Here is a 26,999-nt window from a genome sequence, read left to right as displayed (position 1 = left end):
CTATAATTTGAGATGGATTTTTAATGAACTTTTCAAGGCCGTTTTTCGTTGTTTAGTAACAATGATGTTTTATTAAAATAATACCAAAAACAATGATAGAGCAGCCAGAAAATCAATTAATAAATGCTGATGAGCAGTGGAAAAAATCCATTCCTGCACAGGTGTTTTTAAATCACTTTAGAGGGATTGATTACCACATTCGTCATTTGGCAGGTTCGAACAAAATCGGGCATTTGGCCGGGTTGCGGAGGTTCCACCCAAAGCAGGAAGCTGAACGCCTAAATCTCACCAAAAAATGGCTCCTCAACGCGTGGAATGCAGAATACACATTGAGAACTACCGCGGCCAATCCTGACAAGAATTTTCTCAAATATGCCCTTCACTCCACCTTTCCCCAGGCATATTATAGCGTGTTATATAGCGCCAAGGCTTTTCTAGCCATTCAGGGGATTAATGTGAATGCTGAAGCCATTATCAGGCAGATTATCAACGGGTATGTGGTCAAAGGCTGGTATCCTAAATCGGTGAGTTTTTACGCGGAGGGCCCTGTTGGGCACTATAGCCTTCATCATTTGCTTGATAGCGATGAGCAAGCCCTTTTATTGCCTATCCAAACGCCTAAGCAGGCGGAAGCACACGTGGCTCAATTTCTGAAAACTACGCGTAACATATCGGCGCGAGTGTTTCGGCAGCGTTTACAGGCTAATCCTGAAAAGGCACTCCGTACCAAGACGGGAAAGATATTGACGAAGTTTGGGGTACGAAATTGGGAACAAATTGCCAAAAGTATGGGTGTTACGACCTATTTCGACATAATGGCAAGACTAAAAGTATCAGGCACTCAGCGCGAATTAGAGCGGTTTGTTGAAGCAGATATCGATATTTCTCAATTTCACCATTCTTTGCTCAACATCGTGAAGTACCTCAATTTTGTCCATGAATGTTACATAGCAAAAGCGGTAGGGATAGACGAGTATACGCAGTGGATTGATGCGCTTCCCGCTTATTTGCGCGATGGATTCGTAAAACAGCGCTTACAACAAAACACCCGACCGTTATTGGATTCCCTCCGACCTAATCGACGACTAGCTGTCTAACCTAAACGCCCAGCCAAATTTGGCCGGGCGTTTAGGTTAGACGCTTTAGTATTTAAAATTAAAACACATCGTCGTCGTCGTCGTCAGCATCGGGGCCTGAAAACATACTGCTGAGCAAATCTTTAAAATGAAGCCCGTTATCCATCGCTTGCTTGCCCACAAGTGAGTATTCGGCCATTCCGTGTAGGGCAAATTCCATTAAAAACAGTTTTTCTTCGCGACTCAATCCCCGGTGGAAATCATCCACCAAGTCGTCCAGACCTTCAATGGTACGCAAACGCGCTTCGTATTCACGATTGGTGAGGTCGCTCAAAATATCCATTTCATTTTCACCAAACCAGTCCTGAATTTTTTGGAAAGGATTTTTAGCGCCCTTTTTCTTCTTTAAGGATTCGGGGTTGATGAAATAATTCAGGAATTGGGTACGAATGGCTTTGCCTATCAGATTTTGGGCCACAATTACTGGGCCTTCTACTTCGCCTTCATAGACCAATTCCACCTTTCCACAGATAGCCGGCACTACGCCATAAAGGTCAGAAATACGTACATAGGTTTCTTTTTCACCGTTCAGAAGTACGCGCCGCTCCGCCGCAGAAAGTAGGTTTTCGTAAGCCGCAATCGTTAGGCGAGCCGATACCCCGCTTTTAGAATCCACGTATTCGCTTTCGCGGGCTTCAAAGGCAATCTGCTCAATCAAATCTTTGATGATTTCATTGGTCTTAATCATGCCTTTTTGTTCTGTTTTGACAATTGCTTCTTGCTGCGTAATCTTGCGGCCAATTTCCAGCGATTTAGGATAGTGCGTAACAATTTGACTGTCAATCCGGTCTTTTAGAGGAGTCACAATACTCCCCCGATTGGTATAGTCTTCGGGGTTGGCGGTAAACACAAATTGAATATCCAGCGGTAAACGAAGTTTAAAGCCGCGAATCTGAATATCTCCTTCTTGCAAAATATTGAACAAAGAAACCTGAATACGTGCCTGCAAATCGGGTAACTCGTTGATGACAAAGATACAACGGTGCGAACGTGGAATAAGCCCAAAGTGGATAACGCGCTCATCTGAGTAAGGTAGCTTGAGCGTAGCCGCTTTGATGGGGTCAACATCTCCAATTAAGTCAGCGATGGAAACGTCGGGCGTGGCGAGTTTTTCGGCGTAGCGATCGTCGCGGTGCATCCACCCAATTGGGGTATCGTCTCCTTTTTCATGGATGATATCCCGGGCAAAACGCGAAAGCGGCTCCAAAGGGTCGTCGTTCAGGTCTGAGCCAGCCACCACAGGGATGTACTCATCCAACAAATTGACCATTAATCGTGCGATACGTGTTTTGGCTTGCCCTCTCAATCCCAATAGATTGATGTGGTGCATTGACAAAATCGCCCGTTCCACATCAGGAATAACGGTATCCTCATAACCCCAAATACCTGGGAAAACCGATTCTTTGGCCCGTAATTTTTCAATAAGATTATCTCTTAATTCCTGTTTAATGGACTTTGGCTGATAACCCGCCGCTTTTAACTCTCCAAGCGTGTGGATTTTGAGAAGCTGTTTAGACTTCAACTCACGATAGGTCATATTGTCGAAAATTGGTTAGTTTGGGTATGTGTGTGTAACAGCCCAAAGGATAGAATAGTTTTGCATAGCTTCCCGAAAGTTAACAACTTTAAGGAGGTTTAGAGATTGGTGGGCAGTTTTTTATCCTGTTCATTTGCAACCTATTTCATTTTTCCGATATTTGTTCATACTCTGCTTGCAGAATAAATCAACCATTGAGAACCATTATGCAAATTGTTCAACAACTTCTTTTTGTAGCAGCACTCGGCCTAACGTCTTGGCTGATCAGCAAACGCATCGGGATTATTAAAAAGACGATTCAACTCAGCAAAGCCGTCAATCGGACCGACCGCCCCGCCGAACGATTGTCTACCATGCTACGGGTGGCTTTTGCGCAAAAAAAGATGTTTGACCGCCCCCTCGTGGGTCTGATGCACTTTGTGATTTACGCGGGCTTTTTGCTCATCAATGTTGAAGTGCTCGAAATCGTCTTGGACGGGGTATTGGGCACTCACCGGTTGTTTGCCCCATTATTGGGCGATTTTTACCCAATCCTCATCAATTTCTTTGAGTTTTTGGCTGTGGGCGTACTCACCGTCTGCGTCATTTTTCTGATTAGACGCAACATCACCAAAGTAGAGCGTCTCCAACCTACTCGTCACCGTGAGCTGAACGGCTGGCCGGTACTGGATGCCAATACCATTTTAGGGATTGAAATTGTGCTGATGCTAGCAATTCTGAGTATGAATGCCGCCGATAGCTTATTACAAGAACGTGGTGTGGAGCATTATCCATTGGTAGGAGGCTTCTTTTTTAGTGGATTCTTGCAACCAATTTTTAAGAATCTTTCAGATGGCGCTTTGGTGGCGGTGGAGCGCATTGCGTGGTGGGCGCACATTTTGGGCATTTTTGGTTTTGCGTTGTATGTAACTTATTCCAAGCATTTGCACATTTTTTTGGCGTTCCCCAATACCTATTTTACCAATTTGACTCCCAAAGGTGAAATGTTAAACATGCCAGACATCACGAAAGAAGTCAAAATCATGTTGGGGCTTGAACAACCTGATGCCAACGAAGTGCCCGCCGAAATCGGGCGTTTTGGAGCCAAAGACGTGGCTGATTTAAGCTGGAAAAACCTCATGGATGCGTACTCATGCACCGAGTGTGGACGCTGTACGTCGGCCTGTCCAGCAAACATAACGGGCAAAAAACTTTCTCCGCGCAAAATCATGATGGATACCCGCGACCGTTTGGAAGATGTTGGTAAAAACATGCTGGCTAATGGGGGAGAGTTTAAAGACGACGGCAAAAGCCTGCTCGGTGATTATATTTCAGAAGAAGAAATTTTGGCGTGTACTACCTGCAATGCTTGCGTGCAAGAATGCCCCGTGCTAATCAATCCATTAGAAATTATTTTACAATTGCGCCGTTACAAAATCATGGATGAAGCACAAGCCCCGGGTTCATGGAATGCTATGTTCAATAACCTTGAAACCAACCAAGCTCCGTGGAAATTCTCTCCCGATGACCGTTTCAACTGGGCTGATAATCTTAAAAGCTAATGAAAGAAATATACATTTTCGGAATTACTGGTAGCTTTTTGATTGGCTTAGGGGTGTTTATTTGGAAAAAACAGGCCATTTATTTGCTGTCGAATTTTCCGCGTGATCCAAACGAACTTACCGACCCGAAAGGTTTAGCTCGCTGGGCTGGGATTTTTATCATTTTTATAGGGCTGATTTTTTTTATTTCAGGAGGTTTAACTATGTGGCTGAAAGGAACAAAATATGAGTTGCTCACTATCGTATTTCTTTTGATTTTCACATTTTTACTCACTATAACTTACCTGATTGGTGGCCAGCGGTTTGTAAAAAGTAAATGACAAAACACTTGGACCTATAAAACGCAAAAACGGGACAGTTACCTGCCCCGTTTTTTTTAGTTTTTTGAGTAAGTTTCTTGTTTGCACCTTAGTTCACCAAAATTTTTAAGGAAACTAATCATCAATCATTCACTTGAATACTGATTTTTAACTTGCTTAAACCACTTTGTGACTGCTTTTCAGCATTTGAGACGCTTTTGGCGTTTCTTACTCACTGTTTTATTTCCTATTTCTAAAAATAAAATCACTGAACGAAAAGAAACACTTACGCAAAGAACTATACGAATATAATTCTTTTTTTTTTATTCTCCAAAATGTTTTCGAACTTTTGCAAGGGCCGATCCAATCACTTGGTGCATGTCATAATAACGGTATTCTGCCAAGCGTCCGCCAAAAATCACATTCGTTTCTGCGTCGACTAGTTTACGATATTCACGTAATAGCTTATCGTTTTTGTCGTCATTTACAGGGTAATAAGGTTCCTGACCTGGCGTCCACTCCTGCGGATATTCGTGTGTAATGACCGTTTTGTCTTGCGTCCCAAACTCAAAATGCTTATGTTCAATGATTCGCGTAAAAGCTGTTTCGCCGTCGGTATAGTTAACGACCGCATTACCTTGGTGGTTGGGGGTATCCAACGTTTGGTGCTCAAAACGTAGGCTGCGGTATTCCAGATATCCGAGTTTAAAATCGAAATACTCATCCAATTGGCCTGTATATACAATTTGCTTGGCCGACGCATCCAATTCTGCCCGGTTTTTAAAGTAGTCCACGCCCAAACGTACATCAATTCCTTCCAATAAGGCTTCGTTGAGTTTATTATAGCCCCCAATCGGAATCCCTTGGTAACGGTCGTTAAAATAGTTATTGTCAAACGTAAAACGCACGGGCAAACGCTTGATAATAAAAGCTGGCAAATCTATACACTTACGTCCCCATTGTTTTTCGGTGTAGCTTTTAATGAGTTTTTCGTAGATGTCGGTTCCTACCAATGAGATGGCCTGTTCTTCCAGATTTTTAGGCTCTTTGATATTGGCGGCTTCAATCTGTTCCTGAATTTTTGCTTTTGCTTCTTCAGGAGTACGCACCTTCCACATTTGGTAGAAAGTATTCATATTGAAGGGCAAATTGTAAAGCTCACCGTAATAATTTGCTACGGGCGAATTGGTATAACGGTTAAATTCTACAAATGAGTTGACATAGTCCCAAATGTCTTTGTCATTGGTGTGAAAAATGTGCGCACCGTAGTAGTGAACATTAATTCCTTCTACATTTTCGCAGTAAGTATTTCCGCCAATGTGGTTCCGGCGGTCTACCACTAAGCATTTTTTTCCTCTTTTGGTGGCTTCGTGTGCCCATACATTTCCAAATAGCCCAGCACCCACAATAAGATAATCGTACATATTTTTTTGTTTATGGCCCAATAGTTATAGCCTTTCGTTTTTGGCTATTTAAAAATTTATTTCAGGTAGAGAATGATTGCTTACAAGTATTAGTTACAACCTCCAATACGTTATATTTTCCTCCGTATTTTTATACATTCCTTTCAAGTCCATCAAAATTGGCTCAGTATTCATAATAGACTTGAAATAGTTAATATCCAGTGTTTTATATCCGTCATGTCCTACCGAAACAATAACCGCATCATAGTCTTTGGAAGGCTTATCAATGAGTGTTAATCCATATTCATGGGCTACTTCATTGGGGGAAGCATACGGGTCAACAAGGTGAACATTGATGGAGAAGCTCATCAGTTCTTTGACCAAATCCGCCACTTTTGAGTTACGTATATCCGAGACATTTTCCTTGAAAGTAATTCCCATCATCAGCACTTTGGCATTCTGAGGGCTTTTCCCCTTTTGGATCAACATCTGTACCAATCGTTTAGCGATAAACCCGGGCATACCGTCATTGATACGTCGCCCACTGTGGATTACTTGCGGGTCGTAGCCTAATTTTTTAGCCTTATAGAGCAGATAATACGGGTCAACACCGATGCAATGCCCTCCAACCAAGCCAGGGTATAGTTTAATGAAATTCCATTTGGTCCCCGCAGCTTCAATCACATCTTTGGTATCAATGCCCATCATATCAAAAATAATGGCCAACTCATTCATCAATGAGATGTTGAGGTCGCGTTGGGTATTTTCGATTACTTTGGCGGCTTCGGCCACTTTGATGGTAGGGGCTTTGTATATGCCTGCGGTGATGATTTTACCATATACTTGGGCAATTTCTTCCAAAGCTTCAGCATCACTCCCCGAAACAATTTTTAGAATTTTATCAATGGTGCGTTCTTTGTCACCAGGATTGATTCGTTCTGGGGAGTAACCGATTTTGAAATCCTCTCCTAATGTCAGTCCAGATTCGGCCTCCAAAATCGGCAAACAATCTTCTTCTGTACAGCCAGGATAGACAGTTGACTCATAAATTACGTAATCACCTTTTTTTAGGGCTTTTCCAATCGCGTGAGAGGCCCCGATGAGGGGTTTTAAATCAGGTACTTTGTAATCATCAACGGGGGTAGGAACGGCTACAATAAAAAAATGAGCCTGTTGCAAATCGTCGGGATTGGCCGTAAAGAAGATGTCTTTATCCTCAAAAACGGTTGAATCCAATTCATTGGAAGGGTCTTGACCCGCCTTCATCATATCAATACGATGTTGATTAATATCAAATCCAATGACTCGAAAATACTTGGCAAATTCTAAAGCAATGGGGAGTCCTACATATCCAAGGCCAATAATTGCTATTTGTTTCTCTTTCTGGAGGAGTTGCTGATACATTTTGTTTATTAATCTGACCGTAAAGATACAATACGTGTGGGGTTAGTACCAAATGAAAAGACCTTGACGTTTGCCAAGGTCTTTTCTATCAGAGGCCTTTAGATATTAAGGCATTAATTTCAATTCTACGCGACGGTTTTTCTTCAATCCATCTACTGTTCCATTGTCAGCAATTGGCTTAAATGAACCGTAAGCGTCAACTACAATGCGGTTCGGATCTTTCAAACCTGCCTGCGCAAGATATTGTTTTACGGCATTTACGCGGCGTTCAGAAAGAGCTACGTTGTATCGGTCTGAAGCACGACGGTCAGCGTGGCCAGCCATTTGCAGGCGGCATTGTGTTTTGTTCATCAACTCAACCACTTTGTTAAGCAAGTCATAAAACTCTGGTTTGATGATGGCTTTATCGGTATCGAACAATATGTTGGCAAATATTTCATTGCAAGCCATGCCTGGAAGGGCGTCTCTTACATATTTATCAAAGTCGATTTTCTGACCAGCACCAGTTACGATACTTCCTGCGGGGGTGTTAGGCTCTTTATCGAAGTAGTCAGAAACACCGTCATTATCCGTATCCTGCAACAAACGAGGGTCAATTTCTTTAGGTTTATTGGCTTTCGCAATTGAGTCAATTTCAGCCAATGAAAGAATTCTTGGCGGTTTTACGAGCAACTTAGGATCGGTATAGCGCAAGTGGTAAAAACCTTTGCCAGCATCAAGTGCATTAAAATCATACGCCCATTTGCCGTTTTTCTTCTCTACACGTAATGGATTTTTTCCCAATTTGTATGTCAACGTTACAGCAAGGTAGCCGTATTTGTCAAGCGCTGAGCTTCCTTTAGGTGTTCCTAAGAAATTGTTTGCATCGCCACCTTCATATAAGCGCCCGCCCGTTGGACCATCGTAGATAGAAGAAGCGTCACCGCCTACGGTTGCATCCAATTTTTCAGTATTTACGTTATTCAAACGAAAATCAAGACCTAAATCAAGCGACTTTGTTAGTTCGTATGAAGTACTAAATCCAACAGGGATAACCCATTCTTGAGTATAAGACGAAGCTTTCTTATTGAGTTCAGTCGTATTATTACGCAAGGTAGGGGAATCATCAGATCGACGTTGCAAACGTCCAGAGCCTAACTGATAAGCGGTAGATTTAAACCAAACTTGACCAGCACCGGCATACACATCCATTTTCCAGCGTTTCAATTTTGTGGGTCCAAAAAGAAGACCTTTAATGTTTACAGTGGCTGCGACATCGGCTTGAAAATAATTGGCATTAAAATAAGACTGATAAATACGGCGTTTCATCCCTTTCAAATTTCCTGCACCAACGTCTAATCTTGCCCCAAAGAGGTAGGTGAGTTGTTTTCCAAGAGATACACCAAAATGCATGGTTCCACGTTCTGAACGGCTGTCAAAATTGTCAGTACCTACAGGAAAGAAGTCATATTCACGTAAATCGCCGTAAAATTGACTTGGACCAAGATAAGCACTTAAAGACCAAGTGTTCAGCTTGTAGGGGCCTTCGTAAGGAGCCTTTGGATTGTACTGCGCTTGAGTTTCAAGCAAACAGAATCCCAACAATACGAATGTGACAAGCAGAGATACTTTTTTCATAATAAACCTTTTTGTTGAATAAGGGGGATACGTTTCACTATACCTATAAATTCTACTATCGCAAAAATAGTCTTTCCTGACCAGATTCGCCAACAAAAGTATGGATTCAATTTTTATTTCAAAAAATATTTTGATACTCTAAAGAAAATTCTTTTTTACCAGCTTTCAAAGTCGGCATGTTAATTTTCTTAAAATTTCAGCCTTCCACAAAGGGAATGTCCCCGCAATAATTTGTTCCCGCGCCTGCCCAACAAGCCATAAATAAAAGCTCAGATTATGCACACTTGCGATCTGGGCCCCGAGGATTTCCTCTGATTTGATGAGGTGCCTTAAATACCCTTTTGTGTAAGATGTGCTTACGTAGCCCCCTAAACGCTCATCAATAGGGCTAAAATCATCTTTCCACTTCTCATTTTTAATATTTATCACACCTTCTGTTGTGTATAAAATACCATGCCGGGCATTTCGGGTAGGCATCACACAATCAAACATGTCGATACCCAATGCAATGCTCTCCAAAATATTTTCTGGGGTGCCGACGCCCATCAGGTAACGGGGCTTATCGGCAGGCAAAATATTACAAACCAACTCGGTCATTTCGTACATGTCTTCGGCGGGTTCTCCCACAGATAATCCCCCAATGGCATTGCCTTCTCGCTCCATGCTGGCAATAAACTCGGCTGATTGTCTCCTTAGGTCCTTATAAACACTCCCCTGAACAATCGGGAATAACGTTTGTTGGTAGCCATAAATAGACTGTGTGTTGTCAAAACGATCGCAACAGCGCTTCAACCAGCGGTGTGTCATATCCATAGACGTCCTGGCGTATGAAAAGTCACAAGGGTAAGGCGTACATTCGTCAAAAGCCATAATAATGTCTGCGCCGATTCTGCGTTGAATATCCATGACGCCCTCAGGAGTAAAAAAGTGGGTAGACCCGTCGATATGCGATTTGAATTTTACGCCCTCTTCGCTGATTTTGCGTCCTGTTTTGGCCAATGAATAGACCTGATACCCTCCACTATCGGTTAAAATAGGCTTATCCCAGCCATTAAAACGATGCAACCCACCTGCTTTTTCTAAAATATCCAACCCAGGACGTAAATAAAGATGGTAGGTATTTCCTAAAATAATCTGCGCCTTTATATCATCCCGTAATTCACGCTGATGCACGGCTTTAACGGTACCAGCGGTACCAACGGGCATAAAAATGGGGGTTTGAATGGTACCATGGTCGGTCTGAATAATTCCGGCCCGGGCCTTGGTACCAGAATCTTTATGAATAATATCGAATTTCATGAAAGTGATTTAACCTTTGAGGCGCAAAATTAGAATACTATATGATTTAATCTATCATTAGGTCTTTAGCATCTGCCCAACCCCTGTTATATTTGCGGACTTTTTACTACCGCATGGATATATTCTACTCGACCAATTGGTTCCTTTATCCTTTCTTAAACATTTTACTAGGCCTGTTTGTCGTAATTGTCTTAGTTCAATTGTATTACATCTTGTTCGTATTTGCGAAACTTCTTTTCCAACAGACCCCTGTTGAGAAAGAACAATGGCCACCTGTAACGGTTGTGGTTTGTGCGCACAATGAATTGGGAAATTTACGCGAGTTATTACCCATGCTCAACGAACAAGACTACCCTGACTATGAGGTAGTTGTGATGAATGACCGTTCTTGGGATGGAACTGAAGAATTTGCGGAAGAAGAAGCAAACGTCTGGAAAAAGGTTCGTTTTGTACATATCAGGCAAGAGTACGACCACGTTACGCCCAAAAAGTACGCTGTTACAACCGCAGTGCGAGGCGCGAAGCATGATGTAATATTACTCACCGATGCAGATTGCCGGCCAACAACCGATCAGTGGATTAAAGGGATGGCGGCCTGTCTTACGGAGGAGAAGCAGGTTGTTATTGGATTTTCCCCTTACCAAAAACTCGACGGCTTTCTCAATCGCTTGATTCGTTTTGAAACATTCTATGTGGCTATTCAATACCTATCCTTAGCCTTGGCAGGAAAGCCTTACATGGCAGTAGGCAGGAATTTAATGTACAGTAAGTCGCTTTTTACCCAAAACAAAGGCTTTTATACGCATTTACGGGTTATGGGTGGTGATGACGATTTGTTGATGAATGAAATTGCTACTCGGTATAATACGGCGGTTTGCCTCAATGCCGATACATTTATGGTTTCCCTTCCAAAAACAACGTGGAAGGATTGGTATCGCCAAAAGAAAAGACATTTATCGGTCAGCAAATATTATAAAACGGGCAATAAAGTTCGTTTAGCGGTATTATCTGGTACGCATGTATTGTCGTGGATGTTATTTTTAGGGTTGCTTTTAGGTTGTTTATGGAATTATCCTGCTTTACTGGCCTACATTATTATTATAGGCCTACTTTTTAGTATACGTCTTGTGGCACAATGGATTGTACTGGGCCTTGCCTCTCGCAAACTTTACAAATCAGTAGGTTGGTTTGCGATTCCATTGATGGACTTGACGCTCTTTGTCTATTATTTTACAATGTCGTTTGTGATGTGGTACAATCGACGTAAAAAAGTAAGATGGAGGTAACCCCCAATGAATCAGTAAAACATGAATGATATGCAAATAGTAGAAAAATATTTTCCAAAATTATCGCCTCAGCAAAAAGCACAATTTGGTCAACTGCAAGAGCTGTATGCTTTCTGGAACGCACAGATTAATGTCATTTCGCGGCAAGATGTGGAAAATCTTTACGAGCGCCACGTATTGCACTCGATGAGCATTGCCAAAGTGGTAAAATTCAGAGAGTTTGCTAATATTTTAGATGTAGGTACTGGCGGTGGATTCCCCGGGATTCCCTTGGCAATTCTATTTCCTGAATCAGAGTTCCATTTGGTGGATAGCATCGGGAAGAAAATCAAAGTTGTGCAAGAAATCGCCAATGCCCTTGATTTGAAAAATGTTCGCGCAGAACATTGTCGGGCCGAACAGGCCGATGGAGACTACGACTTTGTGGTTACGAGAGCGGTTACGCGTATTGCGCCGCTGTATAGTTGGGTTCGTAGTAAAATCAGCCGCAATCATGTTCACCCCATCACAAACGGTATTTTAGCACTGAAGGGAGGCGATTTGGACGAGGAATTAGCCGAACTAAAGCGTAAAAGCCGTATCTTTGAACTTCAGGATTTCTTTGAAGAAGAATTCTTTGAGACAAAAAAAATTGTTTATGTACCCATAGGATAATATCCTGCTATTATACGTTAAATTTTAAACTCATGAACGAAGTATTCAAATCAAGCAGTATAAAAGACCCCGTTAGGCCGAATGAGGTTCAGTTGACCGACAAAGGGGTAAGTTTTAAAATGAGAAAACTCATCGGCGGCACCGAGCAATTTGTGTTTTATAGCGATATCTCTGGCGTTGAAATTGACAGTGGTATGTTCTTCGCGACCATCCGGGTGATTCCACGTGCAAGGCCTGAAATTGTCATTGAAAACTTTACAAAAAGCGACGCACAGCGCATCAAGGCACTTATTTTGGAGCGAGTTTAGGAAGTTTTTGCCTCTTTTTACCGTTGAGTGATTTATTTATCTGTCTTTTTTGGCAGGTTTAACCCATAGAATGTCAGGCAATAAGCGAAAAAGAAACAAAGTTTTTTCAAAAAGTTCTTGCATTGAAATACTGAACTACTTACTTTTGCACCACCAAAATCGGAAACGACGTAGGTGTCCAAATTCCCGAGTAGCTCAGTCGGTTAGAGCATCTGACTGTTAATCAGAGGGTCGCTGGTTCGAGCCCAGCCTCGGGAGCAACAAAAATGTAAATACCTGATAATCAGCGGATTGTCAGGTATTTTTTTTATCACTTCTTCTTACAGTGTGCTAGATTCACTTCTAGAGTGTATTTTTGGATATTAACCTTAAGATTTTAATGATTATCATTCATAATATAGACGATTTTTTCTTGGAGCTTTTTCCAAGTGCCACAGTAAACGGAGAAGTGGACGAAGAAAAACTTAAAGTTTTGCTTAGTGACTACTATGAGTATGGAGGTTATAAGCCTGCAATCAGTATCAAAGGAAATCAAGTAGTCATTGAGATAAATATTCCTAAAATTTCAGAGAATGATACTGACTATAGAAAAATAATCACCCTTTGTGAAAAAGGTAAATTCTCTGAAGCTAAGCCATTATTAAAAGAACTTATTAAGAAAAACCCTACAAATTCAGAGTATTACAGGATTTTAGGCCAAATCCATTCTGATGAAGGAAATCAGACCGAGGCAATTAATCAATTGATTGATGCTTTATGTTGGGACCCAAAAAACAAGTGGGCTTTGATAATGATGGGTAATATTTTTGCAAGGCATCAAAACGATGTTGAAACAGCAATGAAATATTATGACCAAGCTGTTTTAGTAGACCCGAGCAATAATATTGCCTTAAATAATATCGGGGCTGTTCTAATGGAGAACCAAAAGTACAAAGAAGCAAAAAAGTATTTTGATAAAGCCATAAGTATAAATACTGCTTATCCAAATACACATTATGCTTTGGCCGTATTAGCAGAAAAAGAAAACGACCTCGTAACCGCTTTTGAGAAAGGTTGTGATACGTTAAAGCTTGTGGATAGTAAAAACACTATGTACAAGTATGCTTTAGAAATTGTAACCAACGTCAGCCGAAGATTAATTGAAAATGAAAAAATCAATGATATAGTTAAAAGCTATATTCAAAGGCTTGAAAATCAGTCAGGAAAAAAAGTGCTTCAGATACAGGATGATTCTATTCCAACTGTTGCAAAACTAGAAGTAGCCGAAAATTATAATCGGCAAGAGCATATAATCAAGTTTAAAAGTAATAGACCTGGCTATCAGCATTTAATAATGCATGAACTGGTTCACCTTGATTTTATTACTCAAGCCCGTAAAACTGGCAATAACTCCCTTTTTACAAGCACACAACATCACAAGCAAGGTTTTATCCGTTCCCTTGAAAAAGATTTACTACGACTTTCAAAGGAGGGTATACCTGAAGAATCACTAGCGCGGTTTGCTGAAGAGCTTTTTAGTGGAATTAACCGGCAAATTTTCAATACACCCATAGATTTGTTTATTGAAGATTTTCTTTTTCAGAACTACAAAGAGTTAAGGCCATTCCAGTTCATATCTCTTTACATAATGAATCAGGAAGGAAAAGAGGCTGTTACTAATCCCAAAGTCGTTGACTTAAGTCCTAAAGGAGTATTATCAACGTCAAAGATTTACAATCTGGTTAACGCTATTCACTTTAAAAACCTTTATGGAGTAGATTTTGTGACACAGATGAAAGGTAGCCCTTTTGAATTGAAACAGGCTGAAAAGTTTATAGCTGAATATCAGGATTATAGTAAGGATAAAGAACCCGCAGAAGAATATGAATTAGTACAAAACTGGGCAAATGACTTGAAAGTCTCAGGGTACTTTGAATTGGTGGATGAAAGTAAATACCGAAATCAACGGTTAGACCCTTTAGAATTATTAAATGAAATTGAAAAAGACCCATTTGATATAAATACTCAAAACCCACTCAGAGAAAAAGAGTTGGAAATATTTCTTAAGAACCATGAAGACCAAGATATAAATATGGCGGTAGTTATGTACATGGTGAGTGCTTTAGAAAAATATCAAAATGCCTCAATATCAGAATTGCAAAAAGTAGCGGTTGAAATAGCTATGTTGGGTACTCAAGGTATTTCCCCTGATAAAAAAGGCTACAAAATTGCCGCTATCCCAAATGTAGAGTTTAGCGGCTATCACTTATTAGCCTTTTATTATGTTACGTGGAAACTTTTCAACCCAGAAATGCATAAAATGCTTCAGTTACCCTTTGATAAGGAATATGAATTAGCTAAAACTTTGGTAAAAAGATAACCAATGTCAGATTTTGAGGAATTAAGACAAAAACTTATTGATTTCAGAAATGAAAGGGATTGGGAACAGTTTCATAATCCCAAAGATTTGGCTATTGCTATTTCGATAGAGGCGAACGAGTTGTTAGAGGTGTTTTTGTGGAAAGACTTTAAAGAGGCCAAAACAGAAAAAGTCAAAGAAGAACTTGCTGACATTTTAGCTTTTTGCATACTGCTTGCCGATAAATATAATCTTAATGTCAGGGATTTGGTATTAGATAAAATTCAAAAAAATGCTGAAAAATACCCTGTAGAAAAAGCTAAAGGTACTGCCAAAAAATACACTGAATTATAAAACCTAAACCTTAATATGATTGTCTATCAAGCTTCTAAAGCTGAATTCGGTAAAGATATCTTTTCAAACAATATCGATAACATCATTCTTAATTTTTTTGAGTCGCGTCTTAATCGGTCAACATCTTCAAGTGAAATAAGGTCATGGAGAGAATCACTATCATATATGGACCGTGTTTTAAACGATTCCGAAATACCCAACGATTGCGGAGTGGTAATTGAGTATCAGATTCCAATGACTTCTAAGAGGATTGATTTTATTCTAACAGGTCAAGATAGTTCAGGAAGAGATAGCGCAATTTTAGTTGAGCTTAAACAATGGGAGAAAGCAGAATTGACAGCAAAAGATGGGGTAGTTATTACTCGATTTCAACATGGGTCTACAGAAACCAATCACCCATCATATCAAGCATGGTCCTATGCATCCCTATTAAATAATTTTAACGAAACAGTGCAAAGTGAGGGCATTTTGTTAAAACCCTGTGCATACCTTCATAATTACCACAATGATAATATCATCAAAAATGCATTTTATCAGGAATACATTGATAAAGCACCAGTCTTCCTAAAAAATGATGCAGCGAAGCTTCAGGAGTTTATTAAAACTCATGTCAAATACGGTGATAAGTCAAAAATCATGTTCCGTATTGATAGCGGGAAAATTAGACCTTCCAAAAGCTTGTCCGATAGTATGGTATCACTGCTAAAGGGGAATCAGGAATTTATAATGATAGATGACCAGAAACTTGTATATGAGAATGCATTAGCTTTAGCAAGACAATCTAATTCTAAGAATAAAAATGTTCTGATTGTTGAAGGTGGGCCGGGGACAGGTAAGTCAGTAGTAGCCATTAATCTATTGGTAAAGCTAACGTCACTTCAAATGGTTTCAATGTATGTTTCTAAAAATGCAGCACCTAGAGCAGTATATGAAAATAAATTAACAGAGTCATTCAGAAAAACGGATATATCAAATTTATTCAAAGGTTCAGGAGCTTTTACAGAATCAAAAAACAATATTTATGATGTATTGATTGTGGATGAAGCCCACCGACTAAATGAAAAGTCAGGTTTGTATAGTAACTTAGGTGAGAACCAAATAAAAGAGATAATAGCATCTTCTAAATTCTCAGTATTTTTTATAGACGAAGACCAAAAAATACATTTAAATGATATTGGAGAGAAGAAAGAGATACAAATGTGGGCTGATAAACTGGGGGCAAACACCCATTATATGACGTTAAGCTCTCAATTTAGATGTGGTGGCTCTGATGGATATTTAGCTTGGTTGGATGATGTCTTACAAATAAGAGAGACAGCAAACGATTCCATTAAAGACCTCAACTATGATTTTAGAATCTTTGATGATCCTACAGAATTAAAGAAAGAAATTCTAGCGAAAAATAAACTAAATAATAAAGCCCGAATGGTAGCGGGCTACTGTTGGGAATGGGCTAGTAAGAAGAATGGAGCACTTTATGATGTAGTAATACCTGAATATAGCTTTAAAATGCGTTGGAATCTTACTACTGATGGCAGCTTATGGATTATAGCACCTGAATCTGTAAACGAAATTGGTTGTATACATACATGTCAAGGGCTAGAAGTAGATTATATTGGTGTAATTGTCGGTGATGATTTAGCCATTGAAAATGGAGATTTGATTGGTAAACCTGACAAGCGAGCTAAATCTGATATGTCCGTAAGAGGCTATAAAAGCCTTTTGGCCAAAGACCCCGGCGCAGTGGTAACATTAGATAAAATCATAAAAAATACATACAGAACCTTAATGACACGAGGAATGAAAGGATGTTATGTATTCTTCACAAATCCAGAGGTTAAAAAATATTTTAAGGAAAGGCTTAAGTATTAGTTATTAAATGCCCCAATAAATGAAAACAGCCACATAATGTGGCTGTTTTCATTTATTGGGGTTGAGGGCGTTTAGAAAATATTTTGACTTCTCCGTTCAAGAATCTGTTTCTGTATTCAATAAAGGGTTTTGTTTCCCAAAAATTTTCCCATAATTGACCATAATCCCAAACACTTTGAATGTATCTTAAAATTTCCTCAACGGTGGCATCTGCGTTAAGATTACGACGTAAAAAACAGTAGGTAATTAACTCCATTTCTTTCTGTACTTTTTCTACTTCGTTGTACTCATCCATATAAAAAACTTCTTGGGGAGTGTCGGTTTCTTTCGTCGCACTTCGTTTATAGTGGGCGTGTTGTTTGCATTGAGCCGAACAATACAACGTATCACTTCTTTTTGCTTCAAATCGTTTGCCACATACGGCACACTTTTTTTTAGTGGTCATAATATCAGTTAATAAATGGTTACAAAATCAGTTGCTTTTAAGTTACCTAGCGGTTAAGCCGTTTTTAGGCGGTTTACGTTACTGTTTTCACATAGATAAGCATTAAAATCTTTGTGGTTAGGGTACAGTAAGCTCGCATAGTTTTTGACATTTAAACAGCTATTTATCAGCGTTTTTAAAGCTTGTAGTCCTGCTTTGTCATTATCTAAAAAAGTATTGATTTGGCGGTATTGGGCGAGTATCGGTAAAACTGCTTTTAGATTATTAGTAGTATTGAGCACAATAGTACTGATAGAGGGGGCTTGTTTGTCGTAGTGTTGTAAGGCAGAAAGAAAGTCAAAGAAACCTTCAAAAACTGCTATTGAATCAGTACCTAAATCAAAAGTTGATACACCGTTTGCTGTTTTGCCCTTAAACCCTAAACTGTTACGGAGTTCAAAGCCGTCATTGTCATTCCGAAATCCAACGGCAAAGTATGGTTTGTCGTTGCTCAAATAGTGTACTTCATTCAAATATGCTTTTGCCAAATTTAGAGCTATACCCCTGCTTTGTACGTACTTTATTAAAGCAGTATGAGTAAGGGGTTTTACAGCGGCTACAGTAAGACCGTTTTTAGTTGAGGTACTATGACCGCTGAAAGAAAAAGAGATGGTTTGAGGGGCTAATCCTAAAAGTACTTTTACGGCTTCTTTGAAGTGGCAGTTATTAACTATCTGTACTAATCGGATTGAATCCCCTTTCATTTGTTCAGAGCCGCCAAAATCCGTAAAACAGTTTTTGGAAGTGTTTACATAAAAAGAAGCGGTTTTCTCATTACGTAAAGGCGAAAGATAGAGCCATTCATTACCAACGGTCTTTAATGGCTCTATGCCGATACTTTGCAGAAAAACAGGGATTGATACAGTTTTAGCCTGTTCAATGGTTTCTTTGTCAAAAAAAATACGGTTTTGCATGGTTGAAAAGTTTATGATAAAAAAATGATTAAAAGCTTGGACATTTATTTCCATTATTAGGAGAATACACTATTTAACTCTCTACGATTTTTCTTTTTCTTTTAGCGGCAAAATCTATTTACTCGTTCTACTCACTTAATAAAATCTCTGAAAATCAATGCATTATCCTTTCTGATTCGAGTAACTTACATTTTTTACTTACTCTATTTCTTTTTATAATTTCGAGTTTCCAGTAGAATGAATAAAATACTTACTCACTCGAAAGATATTGGTGTAATTCATTGATAAAGAGATATATATATTAATTCGAGTAATCGAGTAATTAATATTAGAGCCTAGTAACAAAGTAGCCCTTTACCGTATATCCTTTGCGGGAGTTGTAGTTACTTTCTTGGTTATATCCCATTATCTGAAGTGCTCGCCCTATTTGATTGCGATGAAGTCTTAGGTTGACTTTTGCTTTTAGTTCATTTTCAATATCTGAAGCTGTTAAGAATACGGCTTCAAATACTCCTTTGTCAGAAGGTTTATAATATTTCTCCAAAACTTCCATTTCGGTCGTAGTACGTAAAAATCTACGATTCAATGTTTCTTGATGTGAGATATCATCTTTAGTCATGTTACATTCAAAAGAAGTATCGTTTAGTAGGGCATAGGCTTGAGACCAAAATAAGTCTATGTCATTATTAGCTTCATAGCCATTTAATCCACCAGAATCATGAAGGATTTCTCTAACCACAAAAGGAAGCCAACGGACGTTGCCAGTTTCATCTGTCAAAAACTCGAATTGGTTTGTACTTGCTGCAAAACTCGCTCGCCGGGCAAATGGAACTTCTGTATTTTGAAATAATGGTCTGTATTTAACCATACCTTCAGAAAGAACCGTTTTAAACTCATTGTTTAGCTCTTTTTTATCAAAAGATGCTAATTCGTCAAGGTTTATGAGAAAGTTCTGCACTAATGATATTTTGCCGTCTTTACTGCCAAAATCAAAGCCTTTCTTTGCATATTTTTTTAAAGCATTTGGAATTAGAAAGTCTAAAAAAGTTGTTTTACCATCATTTTGTTTTCCCACTAATGTAAGGCACTGCTTATTAAAAGGGATTTTGCCGGTTGCTTGACCTACGACTCTAACAACCCATTTCTTAAACATTTGCTTCCACCACCAATCATCATCAGTTCTTACAAATCCTGACAGCTTTTCTATATAATCTGGTTGTGATTTATCCCAATTTGGAAGACTGGTAAAATATTCCGTAAAAGGGTCAAATTTTGGAATTACTTTTGAACCTAATAGAGCTTTTAAAGGGTCTTTAAAGCCCTTTAACCCATATTCGTAAAGCTCAACTTCAATATCACTGACATTTACAAATTCCCATTCAGAAGCACTTTTAGGACTTCGTTCTAGGTGGTTTGTAATAATGTTGAGTCGATAGTCATATTCAGCGAAAATAAAGTCTTGGATACGCCGAATAATAGGAGTATTTGCTGTTTTTGTTTTTTCTACAGAACTCATAACTTTGTACTTATTAAAATATTATCAAAAATGATTAGAAAGCCACATCCTATAAAGGATGCGGCTTTTTGTTAGACAGCTTTTGAATTGTCTAAACCTTTACGCTCTTTAAACTCTTGTATATGACGAATTACGGCCTCTTCAGTACGTTGGGTGTAGTATAACTCTGTTGTACTGGTTTTTTTATGACCTAACATTGTTGCTACACTGGTAAGAGGTACACCGTTAGCAATGAAGTATGAAGCACAAGTTTTACGGGCAACGTGGGTTGTAAGTTTCAGCTTGATATGACAGATGGCCTGAATTTCTTTTAAAATTCTATTCATAACCTGATTCGCATAGACAGGCAATAAACGCTCTCGACTCAAGCAATCTTCATTTTCAGCGTATTTATCAAGTATTTCCAGTGCTTGCGGTACTAAAGGGATAATGCAAGGGTTTTCATTTTTTCCACGTCCAATTTTTATCATCTTATCACCGTTTTTGAGAGTGACAAAGAATGTATTATCTAATCGACTTACATCAATGTACGATAGCCCAGTATAACAGCAGAATAGAAAAACGTCTTTCACATAGTTGTATTGATGACCATGAAAAACCGTTTGCTGAAGATTTAAAATTTCGCCTTCACTGAGGGCTTCTACCTCCTTTCGTTCGCGCTTAGGTCGAAAGAATGCCAATGGGTTTTTATCTATCCACTCGTTAGCAATGGCATAATTTAGAGTCCGTTTAAGAAATTCAGCATGAAGTACCGCGTGATTATGACCATGTCCAAAGTTCTTTTTACAAAAATTAACTAGATTTTGACCATCGACAGGTTTTAGTTCTGTTAATTTCAGATATGGGTTTTTATGGTGCTCTAAAACATATCGTTTTATACGTTCAACTAAATAGCGCTTCTTCTCAACTGTTTTTGCCTTGTAATCTATACCTGATAGAGATTCAAAATCATTCTTGAAAAAAATGTCTAAACACGCGTTAAGGGTAGGTGTAGTCGAATGGATTGTCTCTTTTAATACAGCTATTTTTTTCAGTTCGCGTAAATCAATAGGGCGTTTTGTCAATCTGAAGTCAGCAACTACCCTTTCTATATCTGTACGTAGCTGCTGAAGATAAATAGTTGTTTGTTCGTTGCCTTTAATAGAAAATGTTTTTGCATCTAATTTTGAAGAAGGACAACTTAAGCCCGTACTAAATGAAAGGTTCTTTTTGTTATAAGTCAATCTTAAATAAAGTTGACTGCCTCTAACAAATGGGCGTATAGAAAACTTTTGAATACGTTTCTCCCTTGAGTCCTTTTGAGAGATTTTTTGTACTTTTAACATAGTAAATTTGTGTTTCGGATTAAACATGGATTGAAAAAGTTAGCCCTGACCGTTGCCAGACGGTTCAGGGCTTTTGTTAAATAAGGTTTTCTAAGGGTACTTCGAAGAAAGAAGCAAGGTTTTTGGCTTCAAATCCATATAATGGTTTTTCACCTCTTACCAGTTGGGCAAAACGTTTGTGGTTAATTCCCACTTTACCGTAAAACCTTTCATCAGGTTTGAATTTGCCACCAATACGGTTTTCGTATTTGTTTAAGGCATCTTGTACTGGAGTTTGATTACTGTTCATATCTAATTTGATTATAAATGATTGCAAATGTAATCAAATATGAAAATAAAAATCAATTATTCTGATAAAAATAATCAAAAATGAAAGTATTGTACTGTGTTTGGAAGTGTTTAAGAGTAAATGAAAGCAAGTAAAGGGTGGTATAAAAAGGTACTTTCTAAGTTAAATTATGCGTATTGAATGAGGTAGTATGATGTTATATCATGAAATTACTGTATTGCAATATTTAATATTACCTTTGTGGAGTAATCAAAATTGATAATACAATGATTGATTTAGCTGAAAGAATTGAAGACTTACGCACAAAAAAATCTTTGTCTAAACTTGATTTGTCTAAAAAGTTAGATATTGACGCGGCCAACTACAACAGACTGGTAAAGAAGGGGAAAAAGCTTTCTATTGAACAATTAGAAGAGATTGCAAAAGCTTTTGATGTCACTTTAAGGGAGCTACTTTTTCCAGAAGATGTACAGTATCCCGAAAAAGATGTAAATGTTCTAAATGAGAAGCTTATCCAAAAAGATGAAGAATTAGGGAAGCTAAGGAAAATGACTATCCAAATGGAAGCTTTGATGAAGCTTTTTTTGAATACCGGGAATTCATATATAGAAAAAAGCGGCAAAACACCCGAGGAACTAAACTTGATTTTAAAGTCTATTATAGACCCTGAAGGCATTTTAGAAACATCGATAAAGCAAAATATTGAAAAATTAAAGAAAGACTTCAGCGAATAGATACAAAAATAGATACAATGTTGTCTTTAATTTTGCATTTAACTATTTGATTAACAATAATTTAAGTATTCCTATTTGTTTGTGACATCATACAAACTTATCTCAATACTAATTAAAAATGTCTAATTGCTTGATTATTAGGGCTTTATTCAATAAAATTACCTCCAGCCTCGGGAGCCCTAAAAATCAAGCACTTAGCAGAAATGTTAAGTGCTTTTTTGTTGTTAGTTGCTCCACAAATTTTAGCCTTGATCCCCAAATCTTCCTCAATTACATTCTTATTTACATCGTTAACCAACACAGCGATGAATATCTCTGCCTTACAACAGCTCATTGCCGAGGACTATATTAAGGTGCAGAAGCACCCAACGGCACCGTTATACATCTACAACTATACCCCAAAAACCCAATACGACCGTGTCTGGAACGAACTGACACTGGCGTGTCGGGGCTTGATTTTAGATGAGGAATACAACATTATAGCACGTCCTTTTGGGAAGTTTTTCAACTTGGGCGAAATGGAAAATCAAGCCATTCCCAACGAGTCTTTTGAAGTCTTTGAAAAATTAGATGGTTCGTTAGGGATTTTGTATTGGTATGAGGATAAGCCGTTTATCGCTTCTCGTGGGTCGTTTACAAGCGAGCAGGCGCAGGCAGCTACTAAGATGTTACATACGCAATACGCCCACGTGATTCCGCATTTAGATCGGGCTCAAACGTATCTATTTGAAATCATTTATCCCGAAAACCGTATCGTAGTAGACTACGGAACCGAGCGAAAATTAGTACTTCTGGCCGTTATTGATACCCAAACGGGAATTGATATTGTAGAGACGCCGCATTGGCAGACCGAAAATGCAGGCTTTGACGTCATCCAACGCTACGACGGCCTGAATGATTTACATTTGCTGAAAACCTTGGAAGAGGACAACAAAGAAGGGTTTGTGGTACGGTTTCGGAGCGGCTATCGTTTGAAAGTTAAATTTGAAGAGTACCAACGCATCCACCGAATTGTGACGGGGGTGTCTAACGTAAGTATTTGGGAGTATCTGAAAGCGGGGCAGGATCTAGCGCCGATTCTGGAAAAAGTACCCGATGAATTTTATGATTGGGTTAAGGAAATCCACGCGCAGCTTTTAGCGAAATTTGCAGAAATTGAAGCGATTTGCCAAGCTGATTTTCGAATTTTAGAAACGCGTAAAGACACGGCACTGTATTTTCAGACCTGTCGTTATCCGGCGGTTTTGTTCAAAATGTTTGACCAAAAACCCTATGACGAAATTATCTGGAAACAAATTCGGCCAACTTTTCAGAAGCCGTTTACCAATTATGATGTGTAAAAAATGAAAAAAGTAATCTTACTACGCGGCTTGCCTGCGAGTGGAAAATCCACCCTCGCCCGACAACTGTTGGATGAAAATAAAGGCATGTACAAGCGGCTTAACAAAGACGAACTCCGTGCCATGCTCGACAACAGCGAGCATTCCAAACACAATGAGAAATTTGTAGAGCGAGTCCGTGATTTGATGTTGGTAGAAGCCCTACGTGATGGAAAACACGTCATTATTGATGATACTAATTTATCGGATCGTCCCGTGGAGCGGATTCGTCAGGTGGTGGAAAAATATACCAAAGACACTGGTGAGCAGGTGAAAATTGAGATTCGAGAAATGAATACTTCGCTGGAAGAAAGCTTGGCGCGGGATGAAGTGCGGGAGAAAAAAGTAGGCCGCGACGTGATTTTGCGCATGTACAAAACCCACGTGTTGGGCGATGAGCGCGGGCCGCATTATCAGCCCCAAGATACAAGTTTACCGCCTGCTGTTCTGTGTGATTTGGATGGTACGTTGGCTATTTTGAGAAACCGAAGCCCTTACGATGCTATGTCGTGCGAATTGGATGATCTCAACCAACCCATTGCTGAAATCATCAAAAATTATTACACTTTGGGCGTCAAAATTATTTTGATGTCGGGTCGAGAAGAGAAAGCACGAACGCCGACGCTCAATTGGTTGAAATACAACAATATCCTTTATCACGCGCTCTACATGCGTGCGACGGGAGATATGCGCAAAGATGCGGTTGTCAAAAAAGAGCTTTACGAAGCGCATGTAAAAGGGCAATATTTCGTGCAGTTCGTGCTCGATGACCGTAACCAAGTCGTGGATTTGTGGCGCTTGGAGCTGGGCTTGCCGTGTTTGCAGGTGAACTACGGGGATTTTTAAAAGCCTTGAACCTTATAAGGGTATATAAGTTTTTTATGGCCCTATAAGGTTCTTTCATTTAGTAGTTGGGTGCCTAAAAATGCTTTTTAAAAGTAGAAATAAACCAACGGCATCTCCATGATTCGGAACGTATCTTTATTACTCTGTTTTCTGCTTTATCAGTCAGTTTACGCCCAATCTCCCAAACCCAACATTCTCTTTCTCTTCGCTGACGATCTCCGCGCCGATGCCTTGGGTTGTTACGGAAATCCTTACGTCCAAACGCCCAATCTCGACCAATTGGCGCGCAATGGTATGTTATTCAGTGAGGCGCATATTTTGGGGGGCAATCACGGGGCTGTTTGTGCGCCGAGCCGCGCGATGTTGATGAGCGGGAAAGGGTTTTTTAGAGTAACTGACAAACTAAATGGCGTCACTACGTGGCCGATGCTGTTACGCCAAAATGGCTATTCTACTTTTATGACGGGCAAATGGCACAACGAACCCGCCGCCGTAGCGGCGAGTTTTATGGAAGCCAAAAACGTAATGCTCGGCGGAATGGCCGATCATTATCAAACCCCGATGAGTGATTTAAAACCCGACGGAACCTTTACGGCTCCCATCAAAAAAGGATTCTCTACCGATCATTTTGCCGAAACGGCCATTCAGTTTTTAGACAAACAAACGCTTAATAAGCCTTTTGTCACATATGTAGCGTTCACGGCCCCGCACGACCCGCGCTCGCCTTTGCCCGATTATCTCAAACGCTACGGAACGGCGCCACTTCCGCCAAACTTTATGCCCGCTCACCCCTTCAACTTTGGCAGCGATATGACCGTGCGCGACGAGATGCTGGCCGCTTATCCGCGAACCACCGAGGTTATCAAATCACAGCTCACGGAGTATTATGCCATGATTACGCACTTAGACGAAGCCATTGGAAAGATTCTGGCGAAGCTGAAAGAGAAAGGATTAGACAAAAATACCATCATTGTTTTTGCGGCCGACAACGGCTTGGCGATGGGCAGTCATGGCCTGTTGGGCAAACAAAACCTTTATGAGCACAGCATGAGAGTACCGCTGATTATGAGCGGAAAAGGAATTCCTAAAAATCAAAAAAGTGACGCTTTTGTTTATCTGTTCGACCTGTTTCCGACAATCTGTAAAATGCTCAACGTAGCCGCTCCCAAAGACTTGGAAGGAAAAGATTTGTCGGGAATTATTCAAAACAAAACCCAATCGGTGCGCGAGCAAGTTTTTACGGCCTACACGTTCTCGCAGCGCGCTATTCGTGATCGACGTTGGAAGTTGATTCGTTATCCAAAAGTCGATTTTGTCCAACTGTTTGATTTACAGACCGACCCGTACGAGCTCAATAACTTGGCTCAAAAACCCGAATACACCGCCAAGGTAAAAACAATGATGGAAGACCTAAGGAAACATCAGCAACTATACGGTGATACGTTTCCGCTGACGGCTTCGGAAATTTCATCACAAGTATTTGATTACAAAAACGTTGTACGAAAACCCGACCAATGGCAACCGAAAGAAGTCTTGGAAAAATATTTTAAAGATTAACTCCCTCCTTGCGACCATTGCGGTTAAAAATAATTTTTTAACCGCAATGGTCGCAAGGGATTTTCGCAAGAGACGCAAAGTAAACCAATCCATTATGAAACACTTATTCATCTATGCTTTTGTCCTTTTCTCTTTAAAAGCGGTGGCCCAAAATCCTGATTTTAAAGGCAAAAAACTGCATTTATATCTGCTCGTTGGTCAGTCAAACATGGCGGGGCGCGGCAAGGTGGAAGAGTCTGACCGCACGCCGCATCCCCGTATTTGGATGCTTAACAAAGACAATCAGTGGGTGCCGGCCGTTGCGCCCATGCACTTCGACAAACCCGAAGCAGGCGTTGGGCCAGGGTTGGAATTTGCCCGCGTAATGGCCGAAGCCGATACATCGGTCATCATTGGTCTGATACCAGCGGCTGTGGGTGGCTCGGCTATTGACTCATGGCAGCCGGGTGGCTACCACGACCAAACCAAAAGTTATCCCTACGACGACGCCCTTCGTCGGGCAAAAGCAGCGCTACCAGCGGGGAAATTGAAAGGGATTTTGTGGCACCAGGGCGAAAGCGACAGCAAGCCTGCATTGGTAGGAAGTTATACCCAAAAATTAGAGGCGCTCATCAAGCGTTTTCGCAAAGAATTATCGGCCCGTAAGGTTCCGTTTGTGGTTGGCACCTTGGGCGATTTCTTCGTGAATCGTGTTCCAGAAGCAAAAGACATCAATGAGCAACTTCGCCAATTACCCAGAAAAGTTAAACACACGGCTTGCGTTGAAGCCGCAGGGTTGGGAGAGAAAGGAGATAAAACGCATTTTGACACCCCCGCCGCCCGCGAACTAGGCCGCCGCTACGCGGAAGCCATGAAACGTTTTTAAATCAGTAAATTATAGCAAATCAACCCTTTAAGTTATTAGTTA

24 protein-coding genes and 1 tRNA gene are annotated in these 26,999 nt (G+C 39.9%); 15 read left to right on the top strand and 10 right to left on the bottom strand.

The features are described 5' to 3' along the window. Positions 1–92: 92 nt before the first annotated feature. Positions 93–1,097 (top strand): hypothetical protein, encoded by a 1,005-nt coding sequence (locus DR864_RS12940; RefSeq protein WP_114067379.1) that lies wholly within the window; start codon positions 93–95, stop codon positions 1,095–1,097. A gap of 58 nt (positions 1,098–1,155) precedes the next feature. Here DR864_RS12940 and DR864_RS12935 read toward each other — a convergent pair whose 3' ends face one another. Further along, positions 1,156–2,673 carry a P-loop NTPase family protein gene (locus DR864_RS12935; protein WP_114067378.1) on the bottom strand — a complete coding sequence of 506 codons (1,518 nt, stop codon included), beginning with the start codon at positions 2,671–2,673 and terminating at the stop codon, positions 1,156–1,158. Positions 2,674–2,879: 206 nt separating this feature from the next. Between DR864_RS12935 and DR864_RS12930 the strand changes: the two genes are divergently transcribed. Then, a complete protein-coding gene (locus DR864_RS12930) occupies positions 2,880–4,214 on the top strand; it encodes a 4Fe-4S dicluster domain-containing protein (protein WP_114067377.1) in 1,335 nt (444 codons plus the stop codon). Continuing rightward, positions 4,214–4,534, top strand: a complete 321-nt coding sequence (locus DR864_RS12925) for a DUF3784 domain-containing protein (RefSeq protein WP_114067376.1) — start codon at positions 4,214–4,216, stop codon at positions 4,532–4,534. Before DR864_RS12930 ends, DR864_RS12925 begins: the two co-directional genes overlap by 1 nt. Before the next feature lie 302 nt (positions 4,535–4,836). On the opposite strand, the gene glf is transcribed toward DR864_RS12925, so the two are convergent. The 4 genes from glf to tgt all read right to left on the bottom strand — a co-directional run bounded on the left by glf (position 4,837) and on the right by tgt (position 10,236). Then, entirely contained in the window at positions 4,837–5,937 is a 1,101-nt protein-coding gene (gene glf / locus DR864_RS12920; RefSeq protein WP_114070262.1) for a UDP-galactopyranose mutase, read from the bottom strand. Between the two features lie 93 nt (positions 5,938–6,030). Continuing rightward, entirely contained in the window at positions 6,031–7,320 is a 1,290-nt protein-coding gene (locus DR864_RS12915; protein WP_114067375.1) for a nucleotide sugar dehydrogenase, read from the bottom strand. 105 nt (positions 7,321–7,425) lie between these two features. After that, positions 7,426–8,937, bottom strand: a complete 1,512-nt coding sequence (locus DR864_RS12910; RefSeq protein WP_114067374.1) for an OmpA family protein — start codon at positions 8,935–8,937, stop codon at positions 7,426–7,428. A gap of 165 nt (positions 8,938–9,102) precedes the next feature. Continuing rightward, positions 9,103–10,236 (bottom strand): tRNA guanosine(34) transglycosylase Tgt, encoded by a 1,134-nt coding sequence (gene tgt, locus DR864_RS12905; protein ID WP_114067373.1) that lies wholly within the window; start codon positions 10,234–10,236, stop codon positions 9,103–9,105. Positions 10,237–10,349: 113 nt separating this feature from the next. Between tgt and DR864_RS12900 the strand changes: the two genes are divergently transcribed. The 7 genes from DR864_RS12900 (at position 10,350) to DR864_RS12870 (ending at position 17,048) form a co-directional block, all read left to right on the top strand. Continuing rightward, positions 10,350–11,522 (top strand): glycosyltransferase, encoded by a 1,173-nt coding sequence (locus DR864_RS12900; protein ID WP_114067372.1) that lies wholly within the window; start codon positions 10,350–10,352, stop codon positions 11,520–11,522. A 30-nt stretch (positions 11,523–11,552) separates the two neighbouring features. Beyond that, positions 11,553–12,176 (top strand): 16S rRNA (guanine(527)-N(7))-methyltransferase RsmG, encoded by a 624-nt coding sequence (gene rsmG, locus DR864_RS12895; RefSeq protein WP_114070261.1) that lies wholly within the window; start codon positions 11,553–11,555, stop codon positions 12,174–12,176. Between the two features lie 32 nt (positions 12,177–12,208). Beyond that, positions 12,209–12,484: a hypothetical protein gene (locus tag DR864_RS12890; protein ID WP_114067371.1), complete on the top strand. Its 276-nt coding sequence runs from the start codon at positions 12,209–12,211 to the stop codon at positions 12,482–12,484. A gap of 184 nt (positions 12,485–12,668) precedes the next feature. Continuing rightward, a tRNA-Asn gene (locus DR864_RS12885) sits at positions 12,669–12,742 on the top strand. Positions 12,743–12,863: 121 nt separating this feature from the next. Beyond that, positions 12,864–14,843, top strand: coding sequence for a tetratricopeptide repeat protein (locus DR864_RS12880; protein WP_114067370.1), 1,980 nt, complete (start codon positions 12,864–12,866; stop codon positions 14,841–14,843). 3 nt (positions 14,844–14,846) lie between these two features. Continuing rightward, positions 14,847–15,176 (top strand): nucleotide pyrophosphohydrolase, encoded by a 330-nt coding sequence (locus tag DR864_RS12875; protein WP_114067369.1) that lies wholly within the window; start codon positions 14,847–14,849, stop codon positions 15,174–15,176. A 15-nt stretch (positions 15,177–15,191) separates the two neighbouring features. Beyond that, positions 15,192–17,048 (top strand): DUF2075 domain-containing protein, encoded by a 1,857-nt coding sequence (locus DR864_RS12870; protein ID WP_114067368.1) that lies wholly within the window; start codon positions 15,192–15,194, stop codon positions 17,046–17,048. A gap of 52 nt (positions 17,049–17,100) precedes the next feature. Here DR864_RS12870 and DR864_RS12865 read toward each other — a convergent pair whose 3' ends face one another. The 5 genes from DR864_RS12865 to DR864_RS12845 all read right to left on the bottom strand — a co-directional run bounded on the left by DR864_RS12865 (position 17,101) and on the right by DR864_RS12845 (position 21,576). After that, positions 17,101–17,493: a hypothetical protein gene (locus DR864_RS12865; RefSeq protein ID WP_114067367.1), complete on the bottom strand. Its 393-nt coding sequence runs from the start codon at positions 17,491–17,493 to the stop codon at positions 17,101–17,103. A 53-nt stretch (positions 17,494–17,546) separates the two neighbouring features. Next, entirely contained in the window at positions 17,547–18,446 is a 900-nt protein-coding gene (locus tag DR864_RS12860) for a DUF8464 domain-containing protein (RefSeq protein ID WP_162793777.1), read from the bottom strand. 328 nt (positions 18,447–18,774) lie between these two features. After that, positions 18,775–19,962, bottom strand: coding sequence for a VapE domain-containing protein (locus DR864_RS12855; RefSeq protein WP_114067365.1), 1,188 nt, complete (start codon positions 19,960–19,962; stop codon positions 18,775–18,777). Positions 19,963–20,033: 71 nt separating this feature from the next. Further along, positions 20,034–21,287 (bottom strand): site-specific integrase, encoded by a 1,254-nt coding sequence (locus DR864_RS12850; RefSeq protein ID WP_162793775.1) that lies wholly within the window; start codon positions 21,285–21,287, stop codon positions 20,034–20,036. Positions 21,288–21,363: 76 nt separating this feature from the next. Beyond that, positions 21,364–21,576 carry a hypothetical protein gene (locus DR864_RS12845; protein ID WP_114067363.1) on the bottom strand — a complete coding sequence of 71 codons (213 nt, stop codon included), beginning with the start codon at positions 21,574–21,576 and terminating at the stop codon, positions 21,364–21,366. A 266-nt stretch (positions 21,577–21,842) separates the two neighbouring features. Here DR864_RS12845 and DR864_RS12840 point away from each other — a divergent pair, with 266 nt between their 5' ends. From DR864_RS12840 to DR864_RS12820, 5 genes are all read left to right on the top strand, one after another. After that, complete coding sequence (locus tag DR864_RS12840) at positions 21,843–22,310, top strand: helix-turn-helix domain-containing protein (RefSeq protein WP_114067362.1); 468 nt, start codon at positions 21,843–21,845, stop codon at positions 22,308–22,310. Positions 22,311–22,615: 305 nt separating this feature from the next. Then, the gene (locus DR864_RS12835; protein WP_162793773.1) at positions 22,616–23,650 is read left to right on the top strand and encodes a T4 RnlA family RNA ligase; all 1,035 of its coding nucleotides are present in this window, start codon (positions 22,616–22,618) and stop codon (positions 23,648–23,650) included. A 3-nt stretch (positions 23,651–23,653) separates the two neighbouring features. Next, positions 23,654–24,535, top strand: coding sequence for a phosphatase domain-containing protein (locus tag DR864_RS12830; protein ID WP_114067360.1), 882 nt, complete (start codon positions 23,654–23,656; stop codon positions 24,533–24,535). 117 nt (positions 24,536–24,652) lie between these two features. Further along, positions 24,653–26,092 (top strand): sulfatase family protein, encoded by a 1,440-nt coding sequence (locus DR864_RS12825; RefSeq protein WP_114067359.1) that lies wholly within the window; start codon positions 24,653–24,655, stop codon positions 26,090–26,092. Between the two features lie 94 nt (positions 26,093–26,186). Beyond that, entirely contained in the window at positions 26,187–26,957 is a 771-nt protein-coding gene (locus DR864_RS12820; protein ID WP_114067358.1) for a sialate O-acetylesterase, read from the top strand. Positions 26,958–26,999 lie beyond the last annotated feature (42 nt).

The sequence above is a fragment of the Runella rosea genome (assembly GCF_003325355.1).
Classification (GTDB): Bacteria; Bacteroidota; Bacteroidia; order Cytophagales; family Spirosomataceae; genus Runella; species Runella rosea.
This window is presented reverse-complemented; position numbering and strand designations above follow the sequence as displayed.

What these genes read in the sequence shown, in the direction of transcription:
- DR864_RS12875 (WP_114067369.1), top strand. Translation starts at nt 14,847, where the DNA reads ATGTCAGATTTTGAGGAATTAAGACAAAAACTTATTGATTTCAGAAAT.
- DR864_RS12900 (WP_114067372.1), top strand. Translation starts at nt 10,350, where the DNA reads ATGGATATATTCTACTCGACCAATTGGTTCCTTTATCCTTTCTTAAAC.
- tgt (WP_114067373.1), bottom strand. Translation starts at nt 10,236, where the DNA reads ATGAAATTCGATATTATTCATAAAGATTCTGGTACCAAGGCCCGGGCC.
- DR864_RS12880 (WP_114067370.1), top strand. Translation starts at nt 12,864, where the DNA reads ATGATTATCATTCATAATATAGACGATTTTTTCTTGGAGCTTTTTCCA.
- DR864_RS12925 (WP_114067376.1), top strand. Translation starts at nt 4,214, where the DNA reads ATGAAAGAAATATACATTTTCGGAATTACTGGTAGCTTTTTGATTGGC.
- DR864_RS12845 (WP_114067363.1), bottom strand. Translation starts at nt 21,576, where the DNA reads ATGAACAGTAATCAAACTCCAGTACAAGATGCCTTAAACAAATACGAA.
- DR864_RS12850 (WP_162793775.1), bottom strand. Translation starts at nt 21,287, where the DNA reads ATGTTAAAAGTACAAAAAATCTCTCAAAAGGACTCAAGGGAGAAACGT.
- rsmG (WP_114070261.1), top strand. Translation starts at nt 11,553, where the DNA reads ATGCAAATAGTAGAAAAATATTTTCCAAAATTATCGCCTCAGCAAAAA.
- DR864_RS12830 (WP_114067360.1), top strand. Translation starts at nt 23,654, where the DNA reads ATGAAAAAAGTAATCTTACTACGCGGCTTGCCTGCGAGTGGAAAATCC.
- glf (WP_114070262.1), bottom strand. Translation starts at nt 5,937, where the DNA reads ATGTACGATTATCTTATTGTGGGTGCTGGGCTATTTGGAAATGTATGG.
- DR864_RS12840 (WP_114067362.1), top strand. Translation starts at nt 21,843, where the DNA reads ATGATTGATTTAGCTGAAAGAATTGAAGACTTACGCACAAAAAAATCT.
- DR864_RS12835 (WP_162793773.1), top strand. Translation starts at nt 22,616, where the DNA reads ATGAATATCTCTGCCTTACAACAGCTCATTGCCGAGGACTATATTAAG.
- DR864_RS12915 (WP_114067375.1), bottom strand. Translation starts at nt 7,320, where the DNA reads ATGTATCAGCAACTCCTCCAGAAAGAGAAACAAATAGCAATTATTGGC.
- DR864_RS12860 (WP_162793777.1), bottom strand. Translation starts at nt 18,446, where the DNA reads ATGCAAAACCGTATTTTTTTTGACAAAGAAACCATTGAACAGGCTAAA.
- DR864_RS12930 (WP_114067377.1), top strand. Translation starts at nt 2,880, where the DNA reads ATGCAAATTGTTCAACAACTTCTTTTTGTAGCAGCACTCGGCCTAACG.
- DR864_RS12865 (WP_114067367.1), bottom strand. Translation starts at nt 17,493, where the DNA reads ATGACCACTAAAAAAAAGTGTGCCGTATGTGGCAAACGATTTGAAGCA.
- DR864_RS12825 (WP_114067359.1), top strand. Translation starts at nt 24,653, where the DNA reads ATGATTCGGAACGTATCTTTATTACTCTGTTTTCTGCTTTATCAGTCA.
- DR864_RS12910 (WP_114067374.1), bottom strand. Translation starts at nt 8,937, where the DNA reads ATGAAAAAAGTATCTCTGCTTGTCACATTCGTATTGTTGGGATTCTGT.
- DR864_RS12820 (WP_114067358.1), top strand. Translation starts at nt 26,187, where the DNA reads ATGAAACACTTATTCATCTATGCTTTTGTCCTTTTCTCTTTAAAAGCG.
- DR864_RS12870 (WP_114067368.1), top strand. Translation starts at nt 15,192, where the DNA reads ATGATTGTCTATCAAGCTTCTAAAGCTGAATTCGGTAAAGATATCTTT.
- DR864_RS12855 (WP_114067365.1), bottom strand. Translation starts at nt 19,962, where the DNA reads ATGAGTTCTGTAGAAAAAACAAAAACAGCAAATACTCCTATTATTCGG.
- DR864_RS12890 (WP_114067371.1), top strand. Translation starts at nt 12,209, where the DNA reads ATGAACGAAGTATTCAAATCAAGCAGTATAAAAGACCCCGTTAGGCCG.
- DR864_RS12935 (WP_114067378.1), bottom strand. Translation starts at nt 2,673, where the DNA reads ATGACCTATCGTGAGTTGAAGTCTAAACAGCTTCTCAAAATCCACACG.
- DR864_RS12940 (WP_114067379.1), top strand. Translation starts at nt 93, where the DNA reads ATGATAGAGCAGCCAGAAAATCAATTAATAAATGCTGATGAGCAGTGG.